Genomic DNA, 26,242 nt, shown 5'->3' on the forward strand with positions numbered 1-26,242 from the left:
GAAAAGTGCGTGACAGTTGCACGTTCGCAATTTATGCTGACCGCTTATCAATATTCCGGCCGAGACGCACCCGGTGTCATCCCCCAGCCCCTCCATGCTCCATGTCACCGATATCGACGGCTGGCGCGAACGGACCTTTTCTTCCCTGCTGTCCGTCGTCCTGGTGGTCGGCGCCCTCTCGATCGTCGCCATGGCCCCCTTCCTCGTGCAGCACGGCATGTGGCAGGTGGCGCTCGCGGACGCGGTTGCGCTGGCCTGGCTGGTCGCGGTCTGGCGCCACAAGGGACTGTCGTACGCGACGCGCGTGCTGCATTTCCTGGCCGTCGTCTACGGACTGTCCGTCGCGCTGATGCTGACGGTGGGCGCGGCCAGCCTCAGCTACTTGCTGGGGCCGCCGCTCGTGGCCGCGATCCTGCTGGGCCTGCGCCCTGCGATGCTGTCCATCGCGCTGGGCGCCGTCACCCTCGTCGCACTAGGCGCGTCAGGACACATCAGCCTGAGCGTGCCCGGCTGGGGCAGCGACCCGTTCAAGCCCTCGCTCGTCGCGGCCCTCAACTATGCCACCGTGGGGGCGATGCTGACCCTCACCTGCAGCACCCTGCTCAAGGGCCTGTCGCTGTCGCTCGCCCAGGCGCGCACGGCCGCCGCCACCCTCGAAAACAACCAGGCGGTGCTGCACGACTTGAACAGCGAGCTGGAACTGACTTCCGCCGCCGTCGCGCGCCTGAACGACATGGTGCTGATCGCCCGGGCCGTCGACGACGAGGACGCCGCCCAGCCCATCACCTTCGTCAATGATGCCTTCGTGCGCCGCACCGGCTATGCGCGCGAGGACATCGTCGGCCACAGCCTGCGGGTACTGCAGGGGCCGGGCACCGATCCGGCCGTCATCGCCCGCCTCGTCGACGCGATGCGCACGGACCAGCCCTGCAATACCGAGCTGATGAGCTACACGCGCGGCGGCGAAGCGTACTGGGTCGAGCTCCAGATGCTGCCGTTCGCGCGCTCCGGGGCGCGCCCCAGCCACTGGGTCGTCGTCGGGCGTGATGTCACCGAGCGCCGCGCCGCCGCCGACGCCATCCACCGGCTGGCCTTCTACGACGTGCTGACTGGCCTGCCGAACCGGCGCCTGCTGATGGAACGCCTGGACGCGATCCTCGCAGCGGCAGGCACCGGCGGAGAACTCGCCGCCGTGCTGTACCTGGACCTGGACAACTTCAAGAACGTCAACGACGCGCGCGGCCACGCCACCGGCGACGCCCTGCTGCGCCACGCGGCCGCACGGCTGGCGGGCGCGGTGCGCCCGGGCGACACGGTGGCCAGGATCGGCGGCGACGAATTCGTGGTCCTGCTCGCGGGTCTGGCCGCGGCACCGCAACCCGCCGCGCGCACCGCGCTGGACGTGGCCGACCAGGTGCGCGCGGCGCTGGCCGCGCCGCTGGACCTGGACGGCCAGCCCTACCAGATCGCCGCCAGCATCGGCGTCGCGCTCGCCCCGCGCGCCGGCGCGGAATCGGCGACGACGGCGCACGACCTGCTGCGCGAAGCGGACACCGCGATGTACCACGCCAAGGCCGGCGGCCGCAACGGTGTCGTGCTGTTCGAAGGCGCCATGCTGGCGCAGGCCCAGCACCGGCTGACGCTGGAGCACGACCTGGCGCGGGCGCAGGACAACGGCGAACTGGCGATGCACCTGCAGCTGCAGGTCGACCGGGGCGGCACCCCTGTCGGGGCCGAGCTACTGATGCGCTGGCAGCGCGCCGACGGCACGATGGTGCGGCCCGACGTGTTCATTCCCGTGGCGGAATCCAGCGGCCTGATCGTCGCGCTGGGCAACTGGGCGCTGCGCCAGGCCTGCGCCACCTGGCTGGCGTTGGAACGGGCCGGACATCCGCTGCCCCTGTCCGTCAACGTCAGCCCCCTGCAGTTCCGCCAGCCCGACTTCGTGCAGCAGGTGCGCGCCATCCTGGCCGAAACGGGAGCGCCGCCCAGCCAGCTGATCTTCGAAGTGACGGAGGGACTGCTGATCGAGGACATCGGCCAGACCATCACGCGCATGCACGAACTGGCCGCCCTCGGCATCCGCTTCTCGGTCGACGACTTCGGCACCGGCTACTCCAACCTGGCCTACCTGAAGAGAATGCCGCTGTACGAGCTGAAGATCGACCGGAGCTTCATGCACGACACGCCGAACGACCCGAGCAGCACGGCGATCGTGCAGGCCATCCTGGCGATGGCCGGCCACCTCGGCCTGCGCGTCGTCGCGGAAGGCATCGAGACGGAGGCGCAGGCGCGCTACCTGGCCGCGCACGGCAACCCCTGCATGCAGGGTTACCTGTACCACCGACCGATGCCGCTTGGCCAACTGGTCGAGCGGCTGCGCGGCGCCTAGGCGGCCGCGCTTCAGCGTCCGGGGCCGGTCCGGCCCAGCCGCCGCGCGGCCTGCATCGGCGGCGTGTCGCCCAGCGGCAGCAGGCCGGCGCAGCGCGCCAGCGCCCGCACCAGTGGCGCCTCCCCCCGCCTCAGGCCGCGGCCGCGCAGTTGCGGCAGCGAACGCACGGGTTCCGGCACGATGTCGACGGCGGCGCGCACCAGCAGCCGCTGCAGCCAGCGCATGGGCCGCGGCAGCAGCGGCGCCGCGGCCATGATGCGCATGAACTCGTCCAGGATCGCCGAGCCCTCCAGGCCCGGGGCCGTCGCCGCCAGCAGCGCTTGCCACTCCGCCCGCGAGCGGGGCGCGCCTGTCGCGCCGTACAGGCGCGCGGCCGCCTGTCCCTCGGCGAAGGCGGCATCCCGCTCGGCCGCCGACAAGGGCCGCACGTAGGCATGGTAGGCCTGGGAAAACCCGAACGTGGCGGTGGCCTGCACCCAATCGAGCAAGCGCGGGTCGTTGGCGCGGTAGGCGACGCCGTCCGGCGTGCTGCCCTGCACGCGGTCGTGCATGCGCACGACGCGGGCGATCAGCGCCTCGGTGGCGGCGCGGGGTCCGTAGACCGTCATCATTGCCGCGAAGCCGGTGCGGCGCAGGCGCAGCGCCGGATCGCGCCGGAAGCCGCTGTGGTCCCACACGCCCGAGCGCACCGACGGCTCGGCCAGTTCCAGCAGCACCGCCGCCACGCCGCCGACGAACAGCACCACCGGATTGGCGAACACGCGCCACGACACGCCGCCGGCCGGCGCCAGCGCCGGCTCGCCCGCCGGCTGGCTGAAGTCGAACGCCATCCCGGGCGGCGGGCGCAGCAACTCTCGTAGCGTGTCGAGCATGCGGTCTCCTGGCGGTACTGTCCGTGTCGCTCAGACGGTGAAGGCGCTGGCCAAGCCCAGCGTGCGGAAGCGCTCGACGACGAAGTCCACGAACACGCGCGTCCTGGCCGGCAGCAGCCTGCGGCTCGAATAATAGATGAACAGCGGTCCCGTGTCCGCATACCACTCCGGCAGGATGCGCACCAGTTCGCCGCTGGCCAGGCGCGGCCCCGCGTGCGGCATGGGCAGCAGCGTCAGGCCGAGTCCCGTCGCCGCCGCGCTGGCCATCGCCTCGGGGTCGTCCAGCACGGCCACCGGACGCAGCTCGGCGGCGGCTTCGCGGCCGTCGTCGGTGCGCAGCGTCCAGCTCTGCAGGCGGCCGCTGCGGATCGCGCGGCGGCCGATGCCGTCGTGCGCCGCCAGCTCTTCCGGCCTGCCTGGCGTGCCGCGGCGCGCCAGGTAGGACGGCGCGGCGACGGCGATCACCCGCACCCTGGCCAGTTCGCGCGCGACCAGGCCCTGCGTGAGCTCGACGCCGCCGCCGATGGCGACGTCGAAGCCCTCGGCGATCAGGTCGACCTGGCGGTTCTCGAAATGCAGGTCGGGCAGCACGTCCGGGTAGGCGGCGTGGAAGGCGTCCAGCAGCGGCACGATGTGCATCCTCCCCACGGCCGGCGCCAGCGCCACCCGCAGCTGGCCGGACGGGTGGCCGGCGCCCTCGCGCAGCACCGTCATCGCATCCTCGATGCGGTGCCAGGGCTCGCCGACGGCGGCCAGGAACTGGGCGCCTTCTTCCGTCAGGCGCAACTGGCGCGTGCTGCGCTGGAACAGGCGCACGCCGAGGCTGGCCTCGAGCCGGGCAACGTTCTTGCTGACGCCGGCCGGCGTCAGTCCCAGCCGGCGCGCCGCGGCGGAAAAACCGCCTTCTTCGGCGCTGGCGATGAAGCTGTCGAGGTGGGTGAAGGCATCCGTCGCCATGGTGGACCTGTTACCGGGAGTTGAAATTGATGTGCTATCCAGCCGGCTAGTTTCAACCGGCGGTTGGAATGATACTGCATGCATTCCCTCTCGATACCAAGGAGCCCATCATGAACCAGCCTCTCAACGACAAAGTCGCCTTCGTCACCGGCGCAGCGCGCGGCATCGGCGCCGCCATCGTGCGCCGCCTCGCCGCCGACGGCGCCACCGTCGCCTTCACCTACCAGAGCAGCAGCGCCACCGCCGACGCGCTGGCCGCCGAAATCGCCGCCGCGGGCGGACGCGCCCTCGCGCTGCAGGCCGATGCCACCGATGCATCCGCGGTCGCCGCCGCCGTCGATACGGCGGCCGCACGCTTCGGCCGCATCGACATCGTCGTCAACAATGCCGGCATCTTCCTGCCGGGGACGCTGGACGATTTCTCCCTCGCCGACTTCGACCGCACGGTGGCCGTCAACCTGCGCGCCGTGTTCGCCACCGCGAAAGCGGCCCTGCCCCATCTCCCGGATGGCGGACGCATCGTCAACGTCGGCAGCACCAACGCCGTGCGCGTGCCGTTCGGCGGCGCCGCGTTCTACGCGATGAGCAAGTCCGCGCTGACGGGACTCGCCAAAGGGATGGCGCGCGATCTGGGGCCGCGTGGTATTACTGTCAACAACGTCTTGCCGGGCCCCGTCGACACGGACATGAACCCGGAAGGCACCGACTTCGGCCGCTCGCTGCACGCCTTCATGGCGCTGCCGCGCCACGGCCGGCCGGAGGAAATCGCGGCGCTGGTCGCCTGGCTGGCCGGGCCGGAGTCGAGCTTCGTCACCGGTGCCGACCTGCTGGCGGACGGAGGCTTTGCCGCCTGAACCAATCGAAAAGAGGATGCAGTGAACACGAATACCGCCACGCACAGTGAGACCAACAGCGCACTCAACGCGCCCAACCAGTACGCCGACCTCGGCGACCGCCGCCTGGCCTACCGCTCGATCGGCGACCCCACGGCCAAGCCGATCCTGCTGTGCGTACGTTTTCGCGGCAACCTCGACCTGTGGGACCCCGCCTTCCTCGACGCGCTCGCGGGCCACGGCCTGCGCGTGATCACCTTCGACTACGCGGGCTGGGGCCTGTCCAGCGGCGAACGCCAGATGAACCCGGCGCTGCTGGCGCGCGATGCGGTGGGCCTGATGGAAGCGCTGGACCTGCGCGACGCCGTCATCGCGGGCTGGTCGCTGGGCGGCATGGTGGCGCAGATCGTGGCGGCGACCCAGCCGCAGCGTCTGTCCCACGCCGTCCTGATCGCCACCGCCGCGCCGGACGTCGCCGTCAAGCCGGGCGAGGCCCTGTTCAACGAGACCGCCGCCATCCCCGGCAGCAGCGTCGACAAGGACACCATCCTGTTCTTCGAGCCGAAGTCCGCGGCGAGCCGCGCGGCAGCCGCCGCCTCCTACGCGCGCACCTGGGAGCGCCGTGAGGGCCGCAGCCCCGAGATCGACGCCGCCTGGGCCGCCGCCATCCTGGGCCCGACGCCGCGCTTCCCCGCCTTCCCGGCGCCGCAGATCCTGGAAGCACTGAAGCACACGACCCTGCCCATCCTGCACATCGGCGCCGACCACGACATCGCGTTCCCGGTGGAGAACTGGCATGCGCTGAACGGGGTGCTGCCCACGCTGCAACTGGTGACCTTCCCGCAAGCCGGCCACGGCCCGCAGCACCAGTACCCGGAAACGGCAGCCGGCTACATCGCGACGTTCATCAGGACAAGCACCAAATAACCGACGAATGTCCTCCCTCAAACCGGGGTCAGAGCCGGGGTCAGAGCCCGATTTTTGGAAATTGCCCAAAACCGGGCTCTGACCCGGCTCTGACCCCGGTTCGTTTTTTGTCAGCCGACGCGGCGGACGGATTCGCGTACCACCAGGTTCAGCTGGGGCACGTCGACATCGTGCGCTTCGTTGCCGATCATCTTGATGATGGCGCGGCCCAGGCTCTTGCCGACGTCGAACAGCGGCTGGCGCACGGTGGTCAGGGGCGGCGTCGTGTACATGGAGCTGTGCAGGTCGTCGAAGCCGATCAGCGAGATGTCCTCTGGCACGCGGATGCCGCGCCGGTACAGCGCGAGGCGCGCGCCATAGGCCGTCAGGTCGTTGGCGCAGAAGATCGCGGAAAAGCGCTGGCCCGACTCCAGCAGCCGCTCCACGGCCAGCAGGCCGCTCGATTCCTGGAAGTCGCCGGCCACGATCAGCTGCTGCTTTTCCTTGATGCGGTGCTTGGCCAGCGTGTCGCGGTAGCCGGCCAGGCGCGCCAGCGCGTCCGTGTGATCGGACGGGCCCCCGATGAAGGCGATGTTGCGGTGGCCCTGGACAATCAGGTGCTCGACCGCCTCGCACGCGCCCCAGTAGTTGTCGAGGCAGAAGCCGTAGGCGCGCGGCCCCTGCAGCTCGCGGCCGAAGGCGACGATGGGCACACGCTGCGACAGTTTCAGGATCTGCGCGTCTTTCAGCTTGCCGCTCAGGATCACGAGGCCGTCGACGCGGCGGGCGATCAGCAGCTCGATGCGCTCGGCCTCCTCGTCCGCGTGCCAGTGGCCGGACACGATCAGCGGCGCGTAGCCGGTGCCCTGCAATGCCTCGTCGACGCCGGCCAGCGCGTCGGCGAAGTAGCCGGACACCAGCGACTGGGTCAGCACGCCGACCGTGCGCGAGCTGCCCGTCTTGAGGTTCTGCGCGAGCACGTTCGGCTTGTAGTTCAACTTGCTGATGACGCTCTCGATGGCCTGGCGCTTGTCCTCGGACACGCGCGCCGTGCCGTTCAGGAAGCGCGACACGGTGGCGGCGGAAACGCCGGCCACGCGCGCCACCTCGTGCACGGTGACCATTGCGCTGCTGCTGGGCTCTTTTTTCATGGTGCTTTCTTCGTCTCGTGGTTGGCGTGGAGACGGATGTTCCACGCCAGTCAGAACGAGTATAGCAGTGGCGAAACCGATTTCAGAAATAGTTTCATGCAACGTGGCGCGGATTTCCTGAATGCGCGGCCCTGTTACAGAAATGGTCGACCAGCGCCCGATGCGGCGGCAGGTCCGCCAGCGCCTTGCCGGCCACCTGGGCGATGGTGGCGAATTCCTGGCGCGCGGCCGCGCGGCGCGCCGGATCGAGGGCCGACGGATGCAGACGGGTTGCGTACTCCATCCCGTACAGCACGTACTGCCAGCTCGACGGCGGATACATCTCCAGGTCGGTGACGAAATCGAGGCGGTGCGGCGGCCTGGTCTGCCATTGCTCGAGGCGGTCGCGTAGCGAGGCCGGGATCGAGGCCGGGTCGGCGTTGTCGCTCCAGAAGCGGCTGTCCGTGCGCTGCGTCAGGCAGTAGTGCAGCTTGATGAAGTCGACGATGCGCTCGTAGCGCTCACGCATCTGCGCATTGAACTGGCGCGCCGCCGGCGCGAATTCGCCGCCGTGCGGGAACAGGAAGCCGATCAGGTAGGCGGCCGCCTCGATCAGGCCGATGCCCGACGACTCGAGCGGTTCCAGGAAGCCGCCGGACAGGCCCACGGCCACGCAGTTGCCCACCCACTGCGTCTCGCGGTAGCCGACCTGCAGCGCGAGGCGGCGCGCTTCCAGCCCGTCGGCGCCGGCGCCGATGTAATCGCGCAGGACCTGCTCGGCGCGCGCGTCGTCCGTATAACGGCTCGAATACACGTAGCCGATGCCGCGCCGCCCCTGCAGGCCGATGTCCCAGGTCCATCCCGCTTCGTGGGCCGTCGAGATCGTGTACGAGGGGATCGGGGCGTCCGGCGTGGCGTACGGCACCTGCAGCGTGACGGCGCGGTCCACGAACAGCACGTCGTCCACGCGCTTGAACGGCGCGCCCAGCGCGTCGCCGATCAGGCGCGCGCGAAAGCCCGTGCAATCGACGTACAGGCCCGCGCGCAGCGCGCCCTGCTCCGCCGTGTGCACGGCGCCGATCATGCCTTGACCGTCCAGCTCGACGCGTTCGACGTTGCCCAGCACGTGGCGCACGCCCAGCGAGCGGCCGTGTTCGGCCAGCAGGGCGGCGAAGCGCGCCGCGTCGAAGTGGTAGGCATAGTTCAGCGGGCCGAGGAAATCGGGGTCGTGCACGCGCTTCGGGCCGTGGGCCGCATCGGCCACGCGCTGCTGCATGGTGACGGCTGCGGCGAAACCGGCATCGCCGGCGTCGCCGGCGAGCCAGTATGGCAGCAGCTCGAAGCCGCCCTGGCGCTGGCTGGGCTGGCTGAACGGGTGGAAGTAGCTGGCGGGCCCCGCCTGGCCGGGGGCGCGCACCCAGTGGCGGAACGAGATGCCTTGCTTGAAGGTGGCGTTGCAGGACCGGATGAAGCGGGCCTCGTCGATGCCGATCGCGGCGAGCGTGCCGCGGATCGAGGGAAAGGTGCCCTCGCCCACGCCGATGATGCCGAACTCGGGCGATTCCACGAGCGTGACGGGCACGCCGTCGGGGCGGCCCGCGCCCAATTGCTTCGCCAGGAAGCAGGCGGTGAGCCAGCCGGCGGTGCCGCCGCCGACGATCAGTACGCCGCCTCGTGCGGCCGTTTTGTCCGCTTGCATGTCGTCTCCTTCGTCCTGCCGGACGTGTTCTTTTGAAAAATTATGTTTGACATCCGAATTCTGCAGAGTGTACGATGAAATCGATTTCACTTCTACTGAAATCGTTTTCAATAAAAATAATCGCCAAGCCATCGCCGCGCACCCGACGCGGCATCATTATTTGGAGACTGCAGTAATGACCAAGACCGTACCCCACGGCCGGCGCATCGTCACGCCGATCCAGTTCGCCATCCTCTCCCTGTGCACCGGCCTCGCCGCCATGAACGCCCAAGCGCAGGCGACCGACCCGGCCGTGCCGGCCGGTTCGGGCGCACCGGCGGCGCAGACCGCGCCGACCGCCCAGATCGCCGACAACGGCAAGGTGGCCGAAGTCATCGTGACCGCGACCAAGCGTTCCACCTCGCTGCAGAAGACCCCGATCGCCGTCACCGCGCTGAACGCGCAGACGCTCGAAGACAACCACGTGCAGACCCTGCTCGACGTGGTCAGCCTGGTGCCGGGCTTCCAGGCCACCGGCCAGGGCGATCACGGCGTCACCACGTTCACCATGCGCGGCATCGGCAACGACAGCGCCAAGACCGAATACGCCGACCCCGAGGTCGCCGTGTTCGTCGACGGCGTCTACTCGCCGCGTCCGGAAGGCGCCACCAGCCTGCTGTTCGACCTCGACACCATCGAGGTGCTGCGCGGCCCGCAGGGCACGCTGTGGGGCCGCAACTCGACCGTCGGCGCCGTCAACATGCAGACCGCCAAGCCGGTGCTGGGCAACCGCAGCGGCAGCGCCGAGATCGGCCTGGGCGACTACAAGCGCTACGGCGCGCGCGGCGCCGTCAACATCCCGCTGGGCGAGAAGGCGGCGATGCGCGTCGCCTTCGTCCACGAGCAGCACGACGGCTACGTCGATTACCAGCGCCTGCCGAACATCCCCCTCGACAGCCAGCGCGCGGCCTGGGCCGCCAGCGGCGGCGATCCGGCCAAGTTCCAGCCGATCAATCCGGGCCAGTTCGTCAACGGCGGCGACAAGTACAATTCCCAGGACCAGACGGCCGTGCGCCTGTCCTTCCTGTGGCAGCCGACCGACAAGCTGCATTGGAATGTCGCCTACGAGCGCTTCGCCGACCGCGGCACGCTGCCGATCAACCTGATGCAGAACCCGCGCGCCGGCCAGGACTTCTGGTCCACGCTGGCCGACGTGGCGCCGACGCTCAAGCGCGACACCGACTCGGTCCGCTCGCGCCTGGAATACGAGCTGACCCCGGACGTGGGCCTGACCTACATCGCCGGCTGGTCCAAGTTCGACGGCAGCTCGACCTATGACCAGGACGGCGGCGTGGCGATCCCGACCAGCTTCTCGACGGGCGCCACCTACCAGGCCAACAACACCGTCCAGTCGCACTACAAGAACTACAGCCACGAGGTGGAACTGCAGTCGCTGGGCAAGCGCACGGTCGACTGGCAGCTGGGCCTGTACTACGGCGCCGAAGACAACAGCATCCGCTTCGACATCCCGATCTTCAACGGCACCCAGTCGGGCACCGTGAACTGGCAGGGTTCCTTCATCCAGCCGAAAGAGACCGTGAAATCGTCGGCCGCCTTCGGCCAGGCCACCTGGAACATCAACGACAGCCTGCACCTGACCGGCGGCGCGCGCTACACGCACGACAAGCGCACCAACGAAGGCGGCAACGGTTATAGCTGGAACAACGACCTGACCGTGCCGCAGGTGCCGGTCTCGCCGCAGATCGACCCGACCCGTCCGGGCCAGGGCTACACCCCGAACAACCCATCCAACTCGGGCGAGTACACGGGCAGCAAATGGACCGGCCTGGCGCGCCTGAGCTACGACATCGACCGCCGCAACATGGTCTACGCCAGCGTGTCGACCGGCTACAAGTCGGGCGGCCTGCAGGACGGCGGCCGTCCGTACGGCGACGAGACGCTGACCAACTACGAGATCGGCAACAAGAGCACCTTCCTGAACGGCGCCCTGCAGATCAACAACGCCCTGTTCTACGAACGCTTCCGCGGCTTCCAGTTCAGCGCCCCCGTCACCAACCCGGACGGCACCCGCGGCCTGGCCACCAACAACGCCGAAGGCGCCAAGATCTACGGCCTGGAATCGGAAATCACGGCCAAGCTGAGCCCGAACGACCGCATCCTGGCCGCGCTGACCTTCACGCCGCACGCCAAGCTGGGCCACCTGATCGGCGGCTCGAACGACTACGTGCTGCCGGCCTGCAGCGTGCCGGGCATCAGCACCTGCCTGGACGTGACGGGTCACACCATGCCGCACACGCCGAAGTTCTCGGCCCACGTGCAGTACCAGCACGTGTTCCGCCTGGGTGACGGCGAGACGCTGGCGCCGCGCATCTCGGCCCACTACGAGACCAAGACCACGCTGTCGGTGTTCGACCTGGGTCCGGAAGACCGCCAGAAGGAATTCGGCCGCGCCGACCTCGGCCTGCGCTACACCCGCGACAAGTGGTGGCTCGACCTGTTCGTGCGCAACGTCAGCGACGAGAAGATCAAGACCAGCGCCAGCAACGCCTTCGGCGCATGGGTCGGCCAGTACCAGCCGCCGCGCACCTACGGCTTCAATACCGGCGTCGATTTCTGATCCGGCGTAACCGGGCCGGGGCAGCGCGAACGCGCCACCCTGGCCCGCCGCCGTCCAGTATGATATCGTTTTCAAGGCTGCCGGCATCCACGCCGGCGCCCATTCATTTCCCCGACCACCATGACCGATTCCCTTCACTTCCCCCGCGACTTCACCTGGGGCGTCGCCACCAGCGCCTTCCAGATCGAGGGCGCCCACGATACCGACGGCAAGGGCCCGTCGATCTGGGACACGTTCTCGCACACGCCCGGCAAGATCATCGACCATAGCAACGGCGACGTCGCGTGTGACCACTACCACCGCTACCGCGACGACGTCGCCCTGATGGCGTCGCTGGGCGTGGACGCCTACCGCTTCTCGATGGCCTGGGCGCGCGTGCAGCCGACCGGCAAGGGCGCGTGGAACGAAGCCGGCTTCGATTTCTACAAGCGCCTGCTCGACGCGCTCGACGAAAAGGGCATGGCGGGCCACCTGACCCTGTACCACTGGGACCTGCCGCAAGGCCTGCAGGAAGACGGCGGCTGGATGTCGCGCGACACGGCGCACCGCTTCGCCGACTACGCGCACGAAGTGGCGCGCCGCTTCGGCGACCGCCTGGCGACCATCGCCACCCACAACGAACCGTGGTGCACCGCCAACCTCGGCTACGGCAACGGCCAGTTCGCGCCGGGCGTGGCCGACAAGAAGCAGGCGATCCAGGTCTCGCACCACCTGCTGCTGTCGCACGGCCTGGCGATGAAGGCCATGCGCGCCACCCGTACCAAGGCGGAGCTGGGCATCGTGCTCAACCAGTGGACCGCCGACCCGGCGACCGACAGCGAGGCGGACAAGCGCCTGGCCGCGCTGGAATGGGCGAACTCGATCGAGTGGTTCATGGACCCGATCTTCAAGAAGCGCTACCCCGAACTGTCGCTGCAGGCGCACGGCGCCAACGCGCCCGACGTCCACGAAGGCGACTTCGACATCATCGCCCAGCCGATCGACTTCCTGGGCGTGAACTACTACCGCCGCGAAGTGATGAGCGCCGAGGTGCCGCCCAGGAAGCCGGAAGGCGGCATGGGCTTCACCGACATGGGCTGGGAAATCTACCCGCAGGGCCTGACCGAACTGCTGGTGCAGCTGAAGGACGAATACCCGGACCTGCCGCCGGTGTACATTACGGAAAACGGCATGGCGGCCGTGGACCGCCTGGAAAACGGCGAGGTCGACGACCAGGTGCGCATCGAGTACGTACGCACCCACCTGGAAGCCCTCAAGGACGCCATGGACAAGGGCATCGACGTGCGCGGCTACTTCCTGTGGAGCCTGATGGACAATTTCGAATGGAACTCCGGCTATGCCAAGCGCTTCGGCATCGTCTGGGTCGACTACGACACCCTGGAGCGCACGCCCAAGGCGAGCGCCCTGTGGTACCGCGACTTCATCGCCGGCCAGCGCGCTGCGCTGCAGGCTGCCTGACATGAGGGATGCCATGGACGACGTGCTGTTCGGCGGTCCCCGGCTGCTGGCCGACATCGGCGGCACAAATGCCCGCTTCGCGCTGCAACGCGGCCCCGGCCGCATCGAGGAAGTCGCCACGCTCGCCTGCGCCGACTACGCGCAGTTCACCGACGCCGTGCGCGCCTACCTGGCGCGCCACCCGGGCGCGGCGCAGGAAGTGCGCCACGCGGCGATCGCCATCGCCAATCCCGTCGATGGCGACTTCGTCAAGATGACCAACCACTGCTGGCAGTTCTCGATCGAGGCTGCCCGCACGACCCTGGGCCTGGACACGCTGCTGGTGGTGAACGACTTCGCCGCCCTGTCGATGTCGGTGCCGCAGCTGCCCCCGTCCGACCTCGTGCAGGTCGGCGGCCAGGCGCCGCACGCCGGCGCCGTCATCGGCCTGGTGGGCGCCGGCACGGGGCTGGGCGTCGGCGGCCTGATCCCGAACGGATCGCGCTGGACCGTGCTCGCCAGCGAAGGCGGCCACGTCGCCTTCTCGCCTGCGGACGAGCGCGAGCAGGCGATCCTGTCCTACTGCTGGACCAAGTGGCCGCACGTGTCGGCCGAGCGCCTCGTCTCCGGACCGGGCCTGGCCCTGATCCACGAAGCGCTGGCCGCGCGCGGCGGCGCCGCGCATGTTCCTTCTCCCGTGCTGGAGCCGGCGCAGATCGTCGAGCGCGGCCTGGCCGGCAGCGACGCCCTGTGCGTCGAAACGCTCGAGGTCTTCTGCGGCATGCTCGGCACGATGGCCGCCAACGTCGCCGTCACGCTGTGCGCGCGCGGCGGCATCTATATCGGCGGCGGCGTCGTGCCGCGCCTGGGCGACTGGTTCGCCCGCTCGCCGTTCCGCGCCCGCTTCGAGAACAAGGGCCGCTTCTCCGGCTTCACCGCCCAGATCCCCTGCTTCGTGATCCACGCGCCCTACCCGGCGCTGGCCGGTGCCGCCGCGCTGCTGGAGGACCGCCTGCTCGACGCGCGCGCCGCGTTCCAGCGCGCCCCGATCGATTCCGTCACCGCCCCGCCCCATGTCCACGCCTGAACGTTACCGCCACCCGCTGCTGTGGGTCCCGACCGGCTATTTCACGATGGCCCTCGGCTACATGATGCTGACCAGCGTGACCGCCATCATGTTCAAGAACCTGGGCATGAACAACGGCGACGCCGCCGCCTATTCCAGCATGCTGATCCTGGCGTACACGATCAAGCCCCTGTTCGCGCCCATCGTCGAGATGTACCGCACCAAGAAATTCTTCGTGCTGTGCACCCAGGCGCTGGTCGGCGTCGGCTTCGCCGCGGCCGCGCTGGCCATGGGCATGCCGAACTGGATGGCGCTGATGCTGCCCCTGTTCTGGGCCATGTCCTTCATCGGCGCCACCCAGGACATCGCCAGCGACGGCGTCTACGTGACCTCGCTCGACACCCGGGCGCAATCGCTGTACTGCGGCGTGCAGAGCCTGTCCTGGAACATCGGCCCCATCGTCGCCTCCGGCCTGCTCGTCTACCTGAGCGGCAAGCTGCACGTCGAGGTGTTCCACCATGACCCCAAGGTGTTCGGGCCGGACTGGATGGATGCCTGGCGCGTCATCTTCTTCATCGTCGCCGCCATCATCGTGCTGATGGCGCTGTGGCACGTGCGCGTGATGCCGGAAGGCGCGCGCGCGGCCAATACGCCGACCAGCCTGCGCGGCGCGGGCGCGATCCTGTGGGATTCCTTCGTCACCTTCTTCCAGAAGCGCGACGTGTGGAAGATGGTCGCGTTCGCCCTGCTGTTCCGCGTGAGCATCGGCCTGCTGGAAAAGATCGGGCCGTTCTTCATGGTCGACGCGGCCAGCAAGGGCGGCCTCGGGTTGTCGAACGAACAGCTGGGCATCGTCTACGGCACCTATGGCCTCGTCGCCGTGCTGCTCGGCTCCCTGCTGGGCGGCATGTACGTCGCCAAGCGGGGGCTGAAGCGCGTGCTGTTCGTGCTGTGCTGCGCCGTGAACATCCCGAATGCGACCTTCCTCGCGATGGCGATCATGCTGCCGACCAGCACCCTGGCGATCACCGCCGGCGTCGTCATCGAGAAATTCTTCTTCGGCTTCGGCTCCGTCGGCTTCATGATCTACCTGATGCAGCAGCTCGCACCCGGCAAGTACACGACCACGCACTACGCGTTCGGCACGGGCTTGATGGGACTGTGTAACATGATCACGGGCGTCGTCAGCGGCCACCTGCAGGAGATGATGGGCTATGTCGGCTACTTCGTGTTCGTGATGGTCGCCACGATCCCGTCCTTCCTCGCCACCTGGTTCGCGCCCTTCCACCACGACGATGGCATGGGCGGCAACAGCTACGCGAACGAAAGCGGCGTGGCCGAAGCGACGGGCGTGGCGCCCCCGGAGAGCGCGACGCACCGGGCGGCCTGATCGTCTGAGCGTCGTCCCTGCGCAGGCAGGGACCCAATGTGCCTGCGTTGCGGCTGCGCTGGCAAACTTGGGTCCCCGCCTGCGCGGGGACGACGGCATCATCGTCGACGCATCAAATCGGATCCGTCGCCAGCTTCGACCTGCGTACCGGCGCCCTCACCCCATACCGGACGGCCGACTGCCGCACCAGCTGCTCGAACCAGGGCGGCGCGTCCGGCGCGATGACGATGCTGCGCAACAGCCGCGTCGCATCCACGGGCACCACGATGCCCGGATCGGCCGGCGGCCCCGCGTCTCGGCCCGTGCGGTCGATCACCACGCGCACCTCCTTCTCGTATTCGTAGGCCTTGGTTTTATACGCGAAGATGCGCGTGTAGTCGGGCGACACGTCGAGCTTGGGGTCGCGCCAGTGCTTCACGTACTCGACCCGCACGATCGACGTCTTGTGCCCGGCATTGCCCTCCAGTACGTCGGCCAGCTGGCCCACGGTGCTCGTCAGCGCCACCGCGCAATCGGATTTCCCGTACAGCGCCCACATCGCGGCGCTGTCGTCCTGGTTGCGGTGCCAGCAATTGATGAATACCGATTCGCGCATGCGCCGCTTGAACTGCTCGTAATCGTAGTCGATCTCGCCGCAGGCATGGGCGCGGCTGATCTGCTCACGCAGCGTGGGCGTGAACGCGCCCTCGAACTTGTCCGAAAAGTGGTCGGCGCGGCAGAAGAACAGCGTGGAATGCTCGAAGAAATCGAACAGCTTGGCGGCGTCCAGGTAGCGCCACAGCACGGTGTCGCGGCGCAGCTGGCCTTCGATCGCATGTCTTTCGGGAACTGCAGTATCCATCGGCACCGGGCTACCCTCCTCGCATGGCACGATTGTAGTGCGGGCCGGCGATCCCTCGCCCGCAGTCGTGCGCGTGTAGGAATATGCCGTGCATCAGCCTGCCGACACCTGCCGCCGCATTCTCATGGCCGTAGCACTAATCTCCTTTGCGCGGGCGGAGGAAAGGATAGGGATTGACGGCGCCACCCGCCTCATAGATCCCGTAGTGCAGGTGCGGCGGCGTGGTCCTGGCGTTGCCGGTATTGCCGACATAACCGACGATGCTGCCGGCTGCGACGCGCCTGCCGGCATGGACATCGCCGTAGCGGTCCAGGTGCGCATAATAGTGACGCTGACCGCCCGGCCCCAGCACCCACACGACCTGGCCGCCGAGCCGGTTGGTCCCGACCCGCAGCACGACGCCTTCCGTGCTGGACAGCACGGGCGTGCCGCGCCTGGCGAAGATGTCGATGCCCTCGTGCTTGCGCCCTTCGCTGCGCGCCCCACCCCAGGTATCGGCCAGTTGCGCGGGCCTGACCCCGGCCACCGGGACGGGCAGCACGCCCGGCGCCGGCAGCGCCCCCAGGCGGACCATGTAGGCGACGCCCTCCAGCCAAGGGCGCAGCACGCCCTCGGCCGCGATCAGGACCAGGGCGATGAGGAGGCTGCGCAGGAAGAGTCGCATGGATTGCACCGGAGGGCGGCCGTGCCGCGATACGGACCAGATGGGGACGGGCCGGCGATTTCAAGAGGTGTCATGCGGCGCGGGCATGGCGGTCCTGCGTCTGCGTGATGGCGCGGGCGCCTTCATTCCCATTGCTTATCGCGGAAATCGGAAAACGGAATTGGATCCCTATCTGTGTCGGCGCTACATTGCCACTGTCCAACAAAATGCAAGGAACAGCGCCATGAACGCCTTTCGCTCCCCGACCGAACCTTCCGCCGCCGCACAGCCGGCACCGCGCGGCGCCCTTGGCGGCCTGCTGCACGCCATCGGCAAGCGCCTGCGCCGTGGCCTGGCACTGGCCGGCGCCGCCTACGTCGACGGCCACACCCCGTCCGTGTAATCGCGCGTCCCCGTCACCTTGAAAAAAGCCCCTGCTTCGCAGGGGCTTTTTCTTGCCAGGAAGCCAACAGGCTTATTTGCCGACCACCTTCACCAGCTTCGCCATGCCGGCATCGCCGCTCAGCTTGCCCGATGCATCGTTCCAGCGCAGCTTCGTCACGGTCGACTTGCCCTTCTCGTAGTCGTACGAGACGCCGTCGTCGTCGTACAGCGCGAACTCGCCGTCCTTGCCCGGATAGACGAGCACCTGGGCGATGGCCTGCTTGCCCCGGGTCGACTGGACGTCGGCACCCATCGGGATTACAGAACCCGCCTTCACGAACACGGGGATGCGGTCGATCGGGGCCTGCGCCTTGATCCAGCGGCCGCCGCTGAACTTTTCATTGGTCCAGAAGTCATACCAGTCGGTGCCGGCCGGAAGATACACGTCCTTCTCCGTCTGCCCCTGCTCCGTGACCGGTGCCACCAGGAAGGCTGGGCCGAACATGTACTGGGTGCCGATGTTGGCGACGTTCGGGTCGGCGCCGAAGTCCATCCACAGCGGACGCATGAACGGCGCGCCCGTGTCGTGGGTGAACTTCGCCTGGCTGTAGATGTACGGGATCAGCTGGTAGCGCAGCTGGTCGTAGCGCGCCATGATCGTCTCCGCCTGCTTGCCGAAGGACCAGATGTCGGCATGCTTGCGGTCGCCGTGCAGGCGCAGCGTCGGCAGGAAGGTGCCGTACTGGAACCAGCGCGTCATCAGCTCCGGATAATCCTGGTTCTTGCCCACGACGTCTTCCGCACCGGCCGGGTCGACCAGCGGCGGCTTGACGGCCGTCGTGTTCTGCGGGATCTTCTGCCAGCCGCCGATGTCGTTGCCCCACAGCGCGATGCCGGAAGCGACCATGTTCAGGCCCGCCGGGATCTGGCGCTGCAGCGCTTCCCAGGTCGAGGTGATGTCCGATGACCAGAACAGGGCGCCCGTGCGCTGCGAGCCGAGGTAGGCGGCGCGCGACAGGATCAGCACGCGCTTGTTCGGCTTCCACGCGCGCAGATTGTCGGCGAAGCCTTCGACGTGCACGAGGGGGAACAGGTTGTGGTAGCGGTCGCCCGAGCCGATCGAATAGAAGAAGCCGTCCGGCACCAGGTCCGGTTCCGTCTCGTCCAGCCACGGATAGTCGAAGCCGTGCGACAGGATGTTGTCGCGCGACTTCTCGAAGAACCACTGGCGTGCCTTCGGATTGGTGGCGTCGATCAGGCCGCCCGTACGGTCGGAACGGAACGGCAGGCCGTCGACGGTCTTGCCGTCCTTGTCCTTCAGCAGGTAGCCCTTGCGGTCGAGTTCGTTGAAGTAACGGCCCGAGGTTTCGTAGCGCGGCCAGATCGAGATGATCGATTCCATCCCCATGTCGTGCAGCTGCTTGTTCATGCCGTCCGGGTCCGGATACTCGGCCGGGTTGATGTCCATCTGGCCCATGCGGGTCCAGTAGAACCAGTCGACGACCATGACGTCCAGCGGATACTTCTTCTGGCGGTAGGTATTCGCCACGCGCAGCACTTCAGCCTGCGTCTCGTAGCGTGCCTTCGACTGGATCAGGCCGAATGCCGACTTCGGCGGGATCGGCGTCTTGCCCGTCAGGCGCGCATAACCCGAATACAGCTCGTCCGGCGTATTGCCCGTGATGACGAAGAAGCTCACGCGCTCGCCCACCTGCGACTGGAACACGGTGCGGCCGTGGATGGCGCCCTGGAAGCGGGTCGCCGACGGGTTGTCCCAGACGATGCCATAGCCCTTGGACGACACCATGAACGGCACGCACACGCTCTCCCCGCCCGGCGCGTCGTACCAGTGCTTGCAGTCCAGGACGCGGCCGCGCAGGTCGAGGCCGGACAGCGATTCCTGGTTCTGGCCCATGCCGTACAGGTGCTCGTCGCGCGCCGTGTTGAACGAGGCGCCGACCTGGTAGGTCTTCTCGCCGTTGACGGTGTGCGGCGACATTTCCCAGCCGCCCAGTTCCAGCACCTTGTCGCCCTTTGCGTTCAGCACCTGCAGGCCCACCGAGGCGAGCGCCGGCGCGAAGTATTTCTCGCCCTGGCTCGGCGTGCGCGCCGGCGGCGCCGGATTCACGCGCAGCGTCATGCCCTTCGAGACGAACACGTCGCCATCGGCGCCTGCCGTATGGCGGAAGGCGCTGTTGTCGGCCTGCTTCGGCAGGATGCCGTAGCCCGGCCCCTTCAGCACTTCGTCCTTGTCGACCGCAATGGTCACGTGCACGACGTTCGGGCCATAGGCTTCGACGGAAACCCAGGCGCCATTGCGGTCCAGGGTCGAGAGGGGCGTGGCGCACAGGGGCGCAGCGATCGCGAACGCCGATGTTAGCGCGAACAAGGTACGGTTCAGGGTCGGTCTCATCCAGTCCTCTAAAGCAAGGTAAGCGGAGCGTCCGTGCGTGGCGGAGATCGTTACGGCCGAGGAAAGCTGAATGAAAACGGCGCAGGCGCGCCATCCGGCGCCAGCGGCGTCGGTTCGTCTCCCGGCGTAGCGCTGCCCGTGGCGGCTACGTTCGCATTATTGTTGAGACGACATTGTGCATGTTAGCGAAAACATTTGCAAACAGAATACTTTCGCATTCTCTCCGAGCCGCCGGCGCCTGCGCACTTCGCCTATGACGGCGGGTCTGCGAGACGCAACCTCTCCGACGCTGACGGTCAGCTGCCCGGCTTCGGCACCCGCGATGCATCGTGTGCTTCGAAGGCGTCCAGCCGTCCTGCTCGCGAGAACAGGTCAACGGCATCGTCGACCCGGCGTCGCGCCGCGGCGTCCAGCTGCTCGCGATCGTCCACGACCAGCGCATGCATCTGCTGGGGCACGACCACCATGTCGATGAAACGCGCGGCGACGGCCGCGGCCAGTTCCGCCTTGCCGGGATCCGGTTCCGGTCCCGCCAGCGCATGCGCGACGCGCGCGGTGCCGCGATCGCGCTCCATGCGGTCCACCATCGTGGCCAGCTCGGGAAGCCGGTGCGCCGTGGCGATGCAAACCCGCTTGAGCGCAATCGATTCCGCTGCAAGGGCGTGCTGCAACAGTTCGAGGCCGGCGGCGCGCAGGCGTTCGCGCACCGGCACGTCCCGCCGCACGTCCGTCGCCGGCATCCGGTCTTGCTCGACCATCCGGCGCACCACCGCGCTGAACAGGGCCTCCTTGTTGGCATAGCGCGCGTACAGCGTCGCCTTGCCGGCGCCCGCCAATGCCAGGACCTGGTCGCAACTGGTCGCATCGAAGCCGGAGCGCAGGAACAAGGTCGTTGCCGCGTCGAGGATACGCCGGTCCGCTTCGCCTGCCTGCTCGGCGGAGGGTCTGCCGCCGCGTTTGCGTGACGTCGGCGCTTTTTCCGTCATGACCGGATGTGCGTTCACATCCATGTCGAGACACCCGACATAAACTGAACTACATGGTATAGTTTAGTTTTTTTACTAAGAGCTAAAATGACTATGGACATGCGTTTGAAGTTTCTTTCTGACAGTATGAAGACGATCGATTTTGGCATGCTCTCGACCAGAACAGAAGAAGGCGCCTTCGCGAGCCGCCCCATGAGCAACAACGGCGAGGTGGACTACGAGGGCGACAGCTATTTCTTTACCTATGAGGATACGCGGACGGTCGCCGACATCCGGCGCGATCCACAAGTCGGCCTGACCTTCACCGGCAACACCGGGCCACAGGGGCAGCCTCCGCTGTTCATCGCGGTCGAGGGCACGGCCGAGCTCGTGCGCGACAAGGCCGCCTTCGCCGCGCACTGGACAAAAGGACTCGACCGCTGGTTCGCCCAGGGGCCTGAGACGCCGGGGCTCGTCATGCTGCACATTCGCGCCGCGCGGATCCGCTACTGGCACGTTGCCGGGCAAGGCGAGATCACACTATAAACCCGCCGGCGCTTCCGGGCCAGCGCACGCATTCGTCCTCCTCCACCGCTCAATCACAACCTCGAAGGCCACACCATGAACGACGCAATCGACGCATTTCCCATCCACATTCCCGACGCCGAACTGGATGATCTCGACGACAGGCTCGCGCGCACCAGGTGGCCGGACGCCGGGACGGTCGACGACGGATCGCAAGGCCCGCAGCGCGGCCGCATCCAGGCGCTGGTGGAACGCTGGCGCGGCGGCTACGACTGGCGCGCCACGGAAGCCCTGCTCAACGGCTGGGGCAGCAGCCGTACCGTCATCGACGGGCTGGGCTTTCATTTCCTGCACATCCGCTCGCCGGAGCCCGGTGCCACGCCGCTGCTGTTGACGCACGGCTGGCCAGGCTCGATCCTCGAATTCCGCGACGTGATCGGCCCGCTGACGCAGCCCCGGGCGCATGGCGGCCAGGCATCCGACGCCTTCCACCTGGTCATTCCATCGCTGCCAGGGTTCGGGTTTTCCGACAAGCCGACGGCGCCCGGATGGGGCGTCGGCCGCACCGCCCTCGCCTTCGCCGCGCTGATGCGGCGCCTCGGCTACGGCGACCGGTGGGTGGCCCAGGGCGGCGACTGGGGAGCGGCGGTAACGACGGCGCTGGCGCACATGCGCGCGCCGGGATTGGCGGGCATCCACCTGAACATGGTGATGTTCCATCCCACCGAACAGGAAATCGGGGAAGCGACGCCGGAAGAACGGCGCATGCTGGACGACGCGGCGCGCTACCACAAGGAGTATTCGGCCTACATGCAGCTCCAGTGCACGCGGCCGCAATCGCTCGCGTTCGCGCTGGCGGACTCCCCGGCAGGGCTGGCTGGCTGGCTGTACGCCTTGTTCCAGGACGTGTCGGACACGCAGGGCCAGCCGGAGAAGACGATCGCCCTGGACCACCTGATCGACGACGTGATGCTCTACTGGCTGCCCAACGCGGGGCCGAGCGCGGCGCGGTTCTACTGGGAAGCCGCGCGCGAGATGGCCAGCGGCATGCCCACCGGCCCGGTTCCCCTGCCTGCCGGCGTCAGCATGTTCCCCGGCGAGCAGGTTCGCCTGTCGGAGCGCTGGGCAGCATCGCGGTTCGCGGACTTGCGCTTCTTCGGCGAGGCGGAACACGGCGGCCATTTCGCGGCCATGGAGAATCCATCGGCATTCATCGAACACGTCCGCGCGACGTTCCGGACGATGCGCTAGGGGCTGGCGCCGTCGCCGCTCTGCCGGGCGGCGGACCACACCAGGGGTGCAGCATGGGCCGGACTGCGGTTCCACGCTCCCCCTCTTCCCTCGGCCTGGTTCTGGATGCGGCTGTACCCAACCAGCCTGGCCCCCCCCCAGTCGCACATGCGCACACAATTGACAACATGCTGTCAAAGTGTGAGCATGCTGCATGACCAAGGAAAACGATCCACTTCTCATCCGCGAGCTAGTGCTCAACGTCTTCGCCACGAACGGCCGCCTCGTCGACTCGGGTAACAAACTCGTGCGCGACATCGGATTGACGACGGCCTGGTGGCAGGTGCTGGGCGCACTGGGCTATTCGCCGGTGCCCCTGCCGGTCGCGCACATCGCGCGCAACATGGGCCTCACGCGGCAAGCCGTGCAGCGCGTGGTCGAGTTGCTGGCCGAGCGCGGCTTCGTCCGCTTCGACACGAATCCGCACCACCAGCGCGCCAAGCTGGTGGTGCTGACCCCCGCAGGCAGCCGTGCGCTGGCGGCGGCGGAAGCGGAAGTGGCCGCCGTGGACCGGGCCGCGATCGATCGCATCGGCGCCGAACGGGTCGCCGTCGCGATCGATGTGCTGAAAGAACTCAGGGAGGTACTGGTGCAGGTGCTGGACCTGCCGGCAGATACCGCATTCGCAGGACACGTACAGGGAAAGGAACAGGAATGACGACCACTTCCAGGCGTTCGGACTTCGATACCGATGTCATCATCATCGGCGGCGGCCCGATCGGACTGACCACGGCATGCGCGCTGGCCCACCACGGCATACGCTTCCGCCTCTTCGAGCAACGGCGCGAGCCCAAGCCGAACTCCCGTGCCAACAACCTGTGGGCGCGCCCCCAGGAACTGCTGGCAAGCATCGGGATTCGCGATGCGCTGGCCGACAAGGCCTACCGGATCACGCAGATCAACACCATGCTCAATGGCGAGACGGTCGCGCCGATCGCGGTGGCCGACGTCGCCAGCCCGTATCCGGACGTGCTCTACAGCGGCCAGGACGTCATCGAAACGATCCTGGCCGAGCAGGTGCAGGCTGGCGGCGGCGCGGTCGAGCGTGGTCGCAAGGTCATCGGGTTCGAGCAGGACGGGGACGGCGTGACGGTGACGATCGCCACCGTCAGCGAGACGGACGGGCACGAGACCGAAGGGCCTGTGGAGCAGCTGCGCTGCCGCTACCTGGTGGGCGCCGATGGCGACAAGGGATTCGTGCGCAAGACGCTGGGCCTCGATTTCAGCGCCGAGAAAATGCCAAACTGCATGAACCGGCAAGTCGATGCGAAACTGCGCTGGCGCCGTTCGACCGAATTCGACCACCTCTGGTTCTTCTATTATCCGCGCGGCTTCTGCGGCGTACTCCCCGTCTGGGAAGGCTATCACCGGCTGTTCTTCCTTTCCGACGATACGGGGTTGCCGGATCGCGACCCGACGCTGGAAGAGATGCAGGCCATCGCCCGCGAGGTCACGCGGGACGAGACGCTGACCCTGAGCGATCCGGTCTGGCTGACGCACAGCCGCTTCCAGCATGGCGTATCCGCCGGCTATGCACGGGGCCGGGTATTCCTCGTGGGCGACGCCGGGCACCTGACGCTGCCGGCAGGGGGCCAGGGCATGAACGCAGGACTGCACGACGCCGTCGGCCTCGCCTGGCGCCTGGCGATGGTGCTGCAAGGCGCAGCCGGCTCCATCGTGCTCGATTCCTACGATGCCGAACGTGGCGGCGAACACCGCCGCCTCGACAAGCAACAGGACCAGGGATTCCGCAACAGTGTCTACCGTGGCGCGCTCAAGGACGCGGCAATGGGCATCGCCGCCACCTTCCTGCCGAATATCGGCGAACTCATCCAGGGCACGGACGACCTCCAGCAACTGTCCGTGGGCTACCCGGACAGTCCGCTCAACGAGGATCACCTGGGAGGCCTGCGCGAACTGCTGCACCGCCATGTTCCGCATCCCGGCGCACGCGCACCGGATGCGGACGTGATCGCAGAAGGCGGCGCGTCAACGACACTGTTCGCGCATCTGTACAACCCGGACGGCCACACCTGGGGCTGGTCCTTGCTGGCATTCGATGGCCGCGAGGCCGACGCCTTGCCGCAGTTACGCTCCGCCCTCTCGGCCGTCCACGCATGGACATGGATCCGTCCTCGGCTCGTGCTGGGCGCTGCGGTGGCGCAGGCCGGCGACGCGCCGGCCCTGTACGACCTGGATGGCGTGGCCCACGGCGCCTACGGGACAGGCGGCCAGCCGGCGCTCATCCTGGTGCGCCCCGACGGCCACATTGCCTTCCGCGGCCCTGCGGCCAAACCGGATTTGCTGGCCGACTATTGCAGAAAGGTGTTCGGCACAGACCGGGCGTGAACGCCTGCCTCCCTGGCCGATCGCCTCTCGGCACATCGGCGCCGTGTGAAGCGGGCCCCGGGCGGAAGCAGCGCATCGTACGTTGAGTCAGACGACGGCCGTCCCGAACGACTCCGGCCGCCTGGCCAGCAGACCGGACAGCCGCTGCAGCCCCGCCTGCAAGCGTCCACGGTCCTTGATGCTCCCCAGCGAGATCCGGATCGCATTCACGGCCTCGCCGCCGGTGGCGAATGCCTCCGCCGGCGTGACGGCGATGCCTTCGCTGTCGGCGGCCAGCGCCAGTTGCGAGGAATTCCAGTACGCCGGCAACGCCAGCCACACGTGCAGGCCGTCGCCGGCGCCGCCGTAGCGCCCCGCCAGCACGTCACGGGCCATCCGGTGGCGCAGGCGCGCCTCCTTGCACACGCCCTCCATCAAGCGCGCGGCCGAACCGTCGAGGATCCACTGGGTGGCCAGGGCGGCCGTCAGCGGCGTGGCCATCAGCGCGAACGACCTGAGCGCGGCGAGAAAACGTTCGCGTTCGTGCGGATCGCGCAGGAGCACGAAGGCGATCCGCAGGCCGGGCGTCAGGCATTTCGACAGCGTCGACACGTAGACCACCTGTTCCGGGGCGAACGTGGCGATGGGCGGCGGCGGGGCGTCGGCGAGGAGCCAGTAGGGATCGTCCTCGACGATGCGCAGCTTGCAGCGCTTGGCGACGCCGGCCAGCTCCTTGCGCCGGCGTTCCGGCATCGTGGTGGCCGTCGGGTTCTGCAAGGTCGGATTGAGGTAGGCCAGCGCGGCCTTGTGCTCGCGGCACGCCTGCTCCAGCCGCTCGGGCAGCATGCCGTGCCGGTCCCCTTCCACCGCCACGATGCGGCGGCCGAACTGGGTCCCGGCGGCGCGCAGGCCGGGATAGGTCATCGGCTCGGCCAGGATGGTGTCGCCGGGCGCGGTCAGCGCGAGCACCAGCGCGGCGATCGCCGCTTGCGCGCCGGGACAGACGATCACCTGCCCCGCGTCCAGCCGTCCGAACATCGGGGCGAGCCATCTGGCGCCGGCCATGCGGTCGGCGTCGCTGCCCCCGCCCAGATGGTAGGTCATCAGCAATTCGTTGTCCGCGCGCATCAGTACTTGGGAGAGTCCCTGTCTCAACAGGTCGTCGAAATCCACGCCATCCGGCGGGGGCGGCGTGTTCATGCTGAGGTCGAGGACGGATGTCAGCTCGGCTTTCGGCGCCGCGACGTAGGTACCGCGCGCGCCGCGGCCTTCCAGCAGGTTGCGGCGCCTGGCATCGTCGTAGGCGCGCGTGACGGTCGTCAGGTCGATGCCCAGCTGGGCTGCCAGCTGGCGCTGCGTCGGTAGCCGGTCGCCCGGTTTCAGCGATCCGTCTTCCACGGCCGCCTGCAGCGCATCGGCAATCTGCAGGAAACGGGGCCCGCCGCGCGCAGCCAAACGGGGGAACCAGATTGTCAAGCCTTCATCTTGTATGGTTCTCAACTGGGACATTTTGTCTCAATGTATGGAAATTGCTTTCAAGTAGTATGCCCTACA

General features: G+C 68.1%; 21 protein-coding genes. 12 read left to right on the forward strand and 9 right to left on the reverse strand.

Annotated features, from left to right (window positions below; all coding sequences use genetic code 11):
- Positions 1–94: 94 nt before the first annotated feature.
- The gene (locus tag ACI1V7_RS23695; RefSeq protein ID WP_404534386.1) at positions 95–2,392 is read left to right on the forward strand and encodes a putative bifunctional diguanylate cyclase/phosphodiesterase; all 2,298 of its coding nucleotides are present in this window, start codon (positions 95–97) and stop codon (positions 2,390–2,392) included.
- An 11-nt stretch (positions 2,393–2,403) separates the two neighbouring features.
- On the opposite strand, the gene ACI1V7_RS23700 is transcribed toward ACI1V7_RS23695, so the two are convergent.
- Both ACI1V7_RS23700 and ACI1V7_RS23705 read right to left on the reverse strand, forming a co-directional pair.
- Complete coding sequence (locus ACI1V7_RS23700; RefSeq protein WP_404534387.1) at positions 2,404–3,264, reverse strand: oxygenase MpaB family protein; 861 nt, start codon at positions 3,262–3,264, stop codon at positions 2,404–2,406.
- Positions 3,265–3,294: 30 nt separating this feature from the next.
- Entirely contained in the window at positions 3,295–4,221 is a 927-nt protein-coding gene (locus tag ACI1V7_RS23705; RefSeq protein ID WP_404534389.1) for a LysR family transcriptional regulator, read from the reverse strand.
- A gap of 110 nt (positions 4,222–4,331) precedes the next feature.
- Here ACI1V7_RS23705 and ACI1V7_RS23710 point away from each other — a divergent pair, with 110 nt between their 5' ends.
- Both ACI1V7_RS23710 and ACI1V7_RS23715 read left to right on the forward strand, forming a co-directional pair.
- On the forward strand, positions 4,332–5,075 hold the full coding sequence (locus tag ACI1V7_RS23710; RefSeq protein WP_404534391.1) for an SDR family oxidoreductase: 744 nt from the start codon (positions 4,332–4,334) through the stop codon (positions 5,073–5,075).
- Between the two features lie 21 nt (positions 5,076–5,096).
- Positions 5,097–5,981 carry an alpha/beta fold hydrolase gene (locus tag ACI1V7_RS23715; protein ID WP_404534392.1) on the forward strand — a complete coding sequence of 295 codons (885 nt, stop codon included), beginning with the start codon at positions 5,097–5,099 and terminating at the stop codon, positions 5,979–5,981.
- 110 nt (positions 5,982–6,091) lie between these two features.
- Here the strand turns inward: ACI1V7_RS23715 and ACI1V7_RS23720 are convergent, their stop codons facing one another.
- Together ACI1V7_RS23720 and ACI1V7_RS23725 are read right to left on the reverse strand one after the other, a co-directional pair.
- Positions 6,092–7,111 carry a LacI family DNA-binding transcriptional regulator gene (locus ACI1V7_RS23720; protein WP_404534393.1) on the reverse strand — a complete coding sequence of 340 codons (1,020 nt, stop codon included), beginning with the start codon at positions 7,109–7,111 and terminating at the stop codon, positions 6,092–6,094.
- Between the two features lie 94 nt (positions 7,112–7,205).
- A complete protein-coding gene (locus ACI1V7_RS23725) occupies positions 7,206–8,789 on the reverse strand; it encodes a tryptophan halogenase family protein (RefSeq protein ID WP_404534395.1) in 1,584 nt (527 codons plus the stop codon).
- 175 nt (positions 8,790–8,964) lie between these two features.
- Between ACI1V7_RS23725 and ACI1V7_RS23730 the strand changes: the two genes are divergently transcribed.
- The 4 genes from ACI1V7_RS23730 to ACI1V7_RS23745 all read left to right on the forward strand — a co-directional run bounded on the left by ACI1V7_RS23730 (position 8,965) and on the right by ACI1V7_RS23745 (position 15,299).
- Positions 8,965–11,406, forward strand: a complete 2,442-nt coding sequence (locus ACI1V7_RS23730) for a TonB-dependent receptor (protein WP_404534396.1) — start codon at positions 8,965–8,967, stop codon at positions 11,404–11,406.
- A 120-nt stretch (positions 11,407–11,526) separates the two neighbouring features.
- Complete coding sequence (locus ACI1V7_RS23735) at positions 11,527–12,864, forward strand: GH1 family beta-glucosidase (protein ID WP_404534397.1); 1,338 nt, start codon at positions 11,527–11,529, stop codon at positions 12,862–12,864.
- Position 12,865: 1 nt separating this feature from the next.
- A complete protein-coding gene (locus tag ACI1V7_RS23740; protein ID WP_404534399.1) occupies positions 12,866–13,930 on the forward strand; it encodes a glucokinase in 1,065 nt (354 codons plus the stop codon).
- Positions 13,917–15,299, forward strand: a complete 1,383-nt coding sequence (locus ACI1V7_RS23745) for an MFS transporter (protein ID WP_404534400.1) — start codon at positions 13,917–13,919, stop codon at positions 15,297–15,299. Before ACI1V7_RS23740 ends, ACI1V7_RS23745 begins: the two co-directional genes overlap by 14 nt.
- A gap of 112 nt (positions 15,300–15,411) precedes the next feature.
- Here the strand turns inward: ACI1V7_RS23745 and ACI1V7_RS23750 are convergent, their stop codons facing one another.
- Both ACI1V7_RS23750 and ACI1V7_RS23755 read right to left on the reverse strand, forming a co-directional pair.
- Positions 15,412–16,140 (reverse strand): hypothetical protein, encoded by a 729-nt coding sequence (locus tag ACI1V7_RS23750; protein ID WP_404534401.1) that lies wholly within the window; start codon positions 16,138–16,140, stop codon positions 15,412–15,414.
- 136 nt (positions 16,141–16,276) lie between these two features.
- Entirely contained in the window at positions 16,277–16,804 is a 528-nt protein-coding gene (locus ACI1V7_RS23755) for a M23 family metallopeptidase (protein ID WP_404534597.1), read from the reverse strand.
- A 223-nt stretch (positions 16,805–17,027) separates the two neighbouring features.
- Here ACI1V7_RS23755 and ACI1V7_RS23760 point away from each other — a divergent pair, with 223 nt between their 5' ends.
- Complete coding sequence (locus tag ACI1V7_RS23760) at positions 17,028–17,186, forward strand: hypothetical protein (RefSeq protein WP_404534402.1); 159 nt, start codon at positions 17,028–17,030, stop codon at positions 17,184–17,186.
- 72 nt (positions 17,187–17,258) lie between these two features.
- Here ACI1V7_RS23760 and ACI1V7_RS23765 read toward each other — a convergent pair whose 3' ends face one another.
- Both ACI1V7_RS23765 and ACI1V7_RS23770 read right to left on the reverse strand, forming a co-directional pair.
- The gene (locus ACI1V7_RS23765; RefSeq protein WP_404534403.1) at positions 17,259–19,580 is read right to left on the reverse strand and encodes a glycoside hydrolase family 31 protein; all 2,322 of its coding nucleotides are present in this window, start codon (positions 19,578–19,580) and stop codon (positions 17,259–17,261) included.
- Positions 19,581–19,876: 296 nt separating this feature from the next.
- Entirely contained in the window at positions 19,877–20,590 is a 714-nt protein-coding gene (locus tag ACI1V7_RS23770) for a TetR/AcrR family transcriptional regulator (RefSeq protein WP_404534404.1), read from the reverse strand.
- A gap of 63 nt (positions 20,591–20,653) precedes the next feature.
- Here ACI1V7_RS23770 and ACI1V7_RS23775 point away from each other — a divergent pair, with 63 nt between their 5' ends.
- The 4 genes from ACI1V7_RS23775 to ACI1V7_RS23790 all read left to right on the forward strand — a co-directional run bounded on the left by ACI1V7_RS23775 (position 20,654) and on the right by ACI1V7_RS23790 (position 24,709).
- Positions 20,654–21,091, forward strand: coding sequence for a pyridoxamine 5'-phosphate oxidase family protein (locus ACI1V7_RS23775; RefSeq protein WP_404534405.1), 438 nt, complete (start codon positions 20,654–20,656; stop codon positions 21,089–21,091).
- Positions 21,092–21,166: 75 nt separating this feature from the next.
- A complete protein-coding gene (locus tag ACI1V7_RS23780) occupies positions 21,167–22,321 on the forward strand; it encodes an epoxide hydrolase family protein (RefSeq protein ID WP_404534406.1) in 1,155 nt (384 codons plus the stop codon).
- Positions 22,322–22,514: 193 nt separating this feature from the next.
- Positions 22,515–23,018, forward strand: coding sequence for a MarR family winged helix-turn-helix transcriptional regulator (locus tag ACI1V7_RS23785; protein ID WP_404534407.1), 504 nt, complete (start codon positions 22,515–22,517; stop codon positions 23,016–23,018).
- Complete coding sequence (locus ACI1V7_RS23790) at positions 23,015–24,709, forward strand: FAD-dependent monooxygenase (RefSeq protein ID WP_404534409.1); 1,695 nt, start codon at positions 23,015–23,017, stop codon at positions 24,707–24,709. The genes ACI1V7_RS23785 and ACI1V7_RS23790 overlap by 4 nt, the downstream gene beginning before the upstream one ends.
- A gap of 87 nt (positions 24,710–24,796) precedes the next feature.
- Here the strand turns inward: ACI1V7_RS23790 and ACI1V7_RS23795 are convergent, their stop codons facing one another.
- Positions 24,797–26,197, reverse strand: coding sequence for an aminotransferase-like domain-containing protein (locus ACI1V7_RS23795; protein WP_404534411.1), 1,401 nt, complete (start codon positions 26,195–26,197; stop codon positions 24,797–24,799).
- Between the last annotated feature and the right edge of the window lie 45 nt (positions 26,198–26,242).

The organism is Massilia paldalensis, from assembly GCF_044901715.1.
Classification (GTDB): domain Bacteria; phylum Pseudomonadota; class Gammaproteobacteria; order Burkholderiales; family Burkholderiaceae_D; genus Telluria; species Telluria paldalensis.

Bases quoted from the DNA above. Each gene is read 5' to 3' on its own strand.
- ACI1V7_RS23695 (WP_404534386.1), top strand. From the start codon at position 95: ATGCTCCATGTCACCGATATCGACGGCTGGCGCGAACGGACCTTTTCT.
- ACI1V7_RS23700 (WP_404534387.1), bottom strand. From the start codon at position 3,264: ATGCTCGACACGCTACGAGAGTTGCTGCGCCCGCCGCCCGGGATGGCG.
- ACI1V7_RS23705 (WP_404534389.1), bottom strand. From the start codon at position 4,221: ATGGCGACGGATGCCTTCACCCACCTCGACAGCTTCATCGCCAGCGCC.
- ACI1V7_RS23710 (WP_404534391.1), top strand. From the start codon at position 4,332: ATGAACCAGCCTCTCAACGACAAAGTCGCCTTCGTCACCGGCGCAGCG.
- ACI1V7_RS23720 (WP_404534393.1), bottom strand. From the start codon at position 7,111: ATGAAAAAAGAGCCCAGCAGCAGCGCAATGGTCACCGTGCACGAGGTG.
- ACI1V7_RS23725 (WP_404534395.1), bottom strand. From the start codon at position 8,789: ATGCAAGCGGACAAAACGGCCGCACGAGGCGGCGTACTGATCGTCGGC.
- ACI1V7_RS23730 (WP_404534396.1), top strand. From the start codon at position 8,965: ATGACCAAGACCGTACCCCACGGCCGGCGCATCGTCACGCCGATCCAG.
- ACI1V7_RS23735 (WP_404534397.1), top strand. From the start codon at position 11,527: ATGACCGATTCCCTTCACTTCCCCCGCGACTTCACCTGGGGCGTCGCC.
- ACI1V7_RS23740 (WP_404534399.1), top strand. From the start codon at position 12,866: ATGAGGGATGCCATGGACGACGTGCTGTTCGGCGGTCCCCGGCTGCTG.
- ACI1V7_RS23745 (WP_404534400.1), top strand. From the start codon at position 13,917: ATGTCCACGCCTGAACGTTACCGCCACCCGCTGCTGTGGGTCCCGACC.
- ACI1V7_RS23750 (WP_404534401.1), bottom strand. From the start codon at position 16,140: ATGGATACTGCAGTTCCCGAAAGACATGCGATCGAAGGCCAGCTGCGC.
- ACI1V7_RS23755 (WP_404534597.1), bottom strand. From the start codon at position 16,804: ATGCGACTCTTCCTGCGCAGCCTCCTCATCGCCCTGGTCCTGATCGCG.
- ACI1V7_RS23760 (WP_404534402.1), top strand. From the start codon at position 17,028: ATGAACGCCTTTCGCTCCCCGACCGAACCTTCCGCCGCCGCACAGCCG.
- ACI1V7_RS23765 (WP_404534403.1), bottom strand. From the start codon at position 19,580: ATGAGACCGACCCTGAACCGTACCTTGTTCGCGCTAACATCGGCGTTC.
- ACI1V7_RS23770 (WP_404534404.1), bottom strand. From the start codon at position 20,590: ATGGATGTGAACGCACATCCGGTCATGACGGAAAAAGCGCCGACGTCA.
- ACI1V7_RS23775 (WP_404534405.1), top strand. From the start codon at position 20,654: ATGACTATGGACATGCGTTTGAAGTTTCTTTCTGACAGTATGAAGACG.
- ACI1V7_RS23780 (WP_404534406.1), top strand. From the start codon at position 21,167: ATGAACGACGCAATCGACGCATTTCCCATCCACATTCCCGACGCCGAA.
- ACI1V7_RS23785 (WP_404534407.1), top strand. From the start codon at position 22,515: ATGACCAAGGAAAACGATCCACTTCTCATCCGCGAGCTAGTGCTCAAC.
- ACI1V7_RS23790 (WP_404534409.1), top strand. From the start codon at position 23,015: ATGACGACCACTTCCAGGCGTTCGGACTTCGATACCGATGTCATCATC.
- ACI1V7_RS23795 (WP_404534411.1), bottom strand. From the start codon at position 26,197: ATGTCCCAGTTGAGAACCATACAAGATGAAGGCTTGACAATCTGGTTC.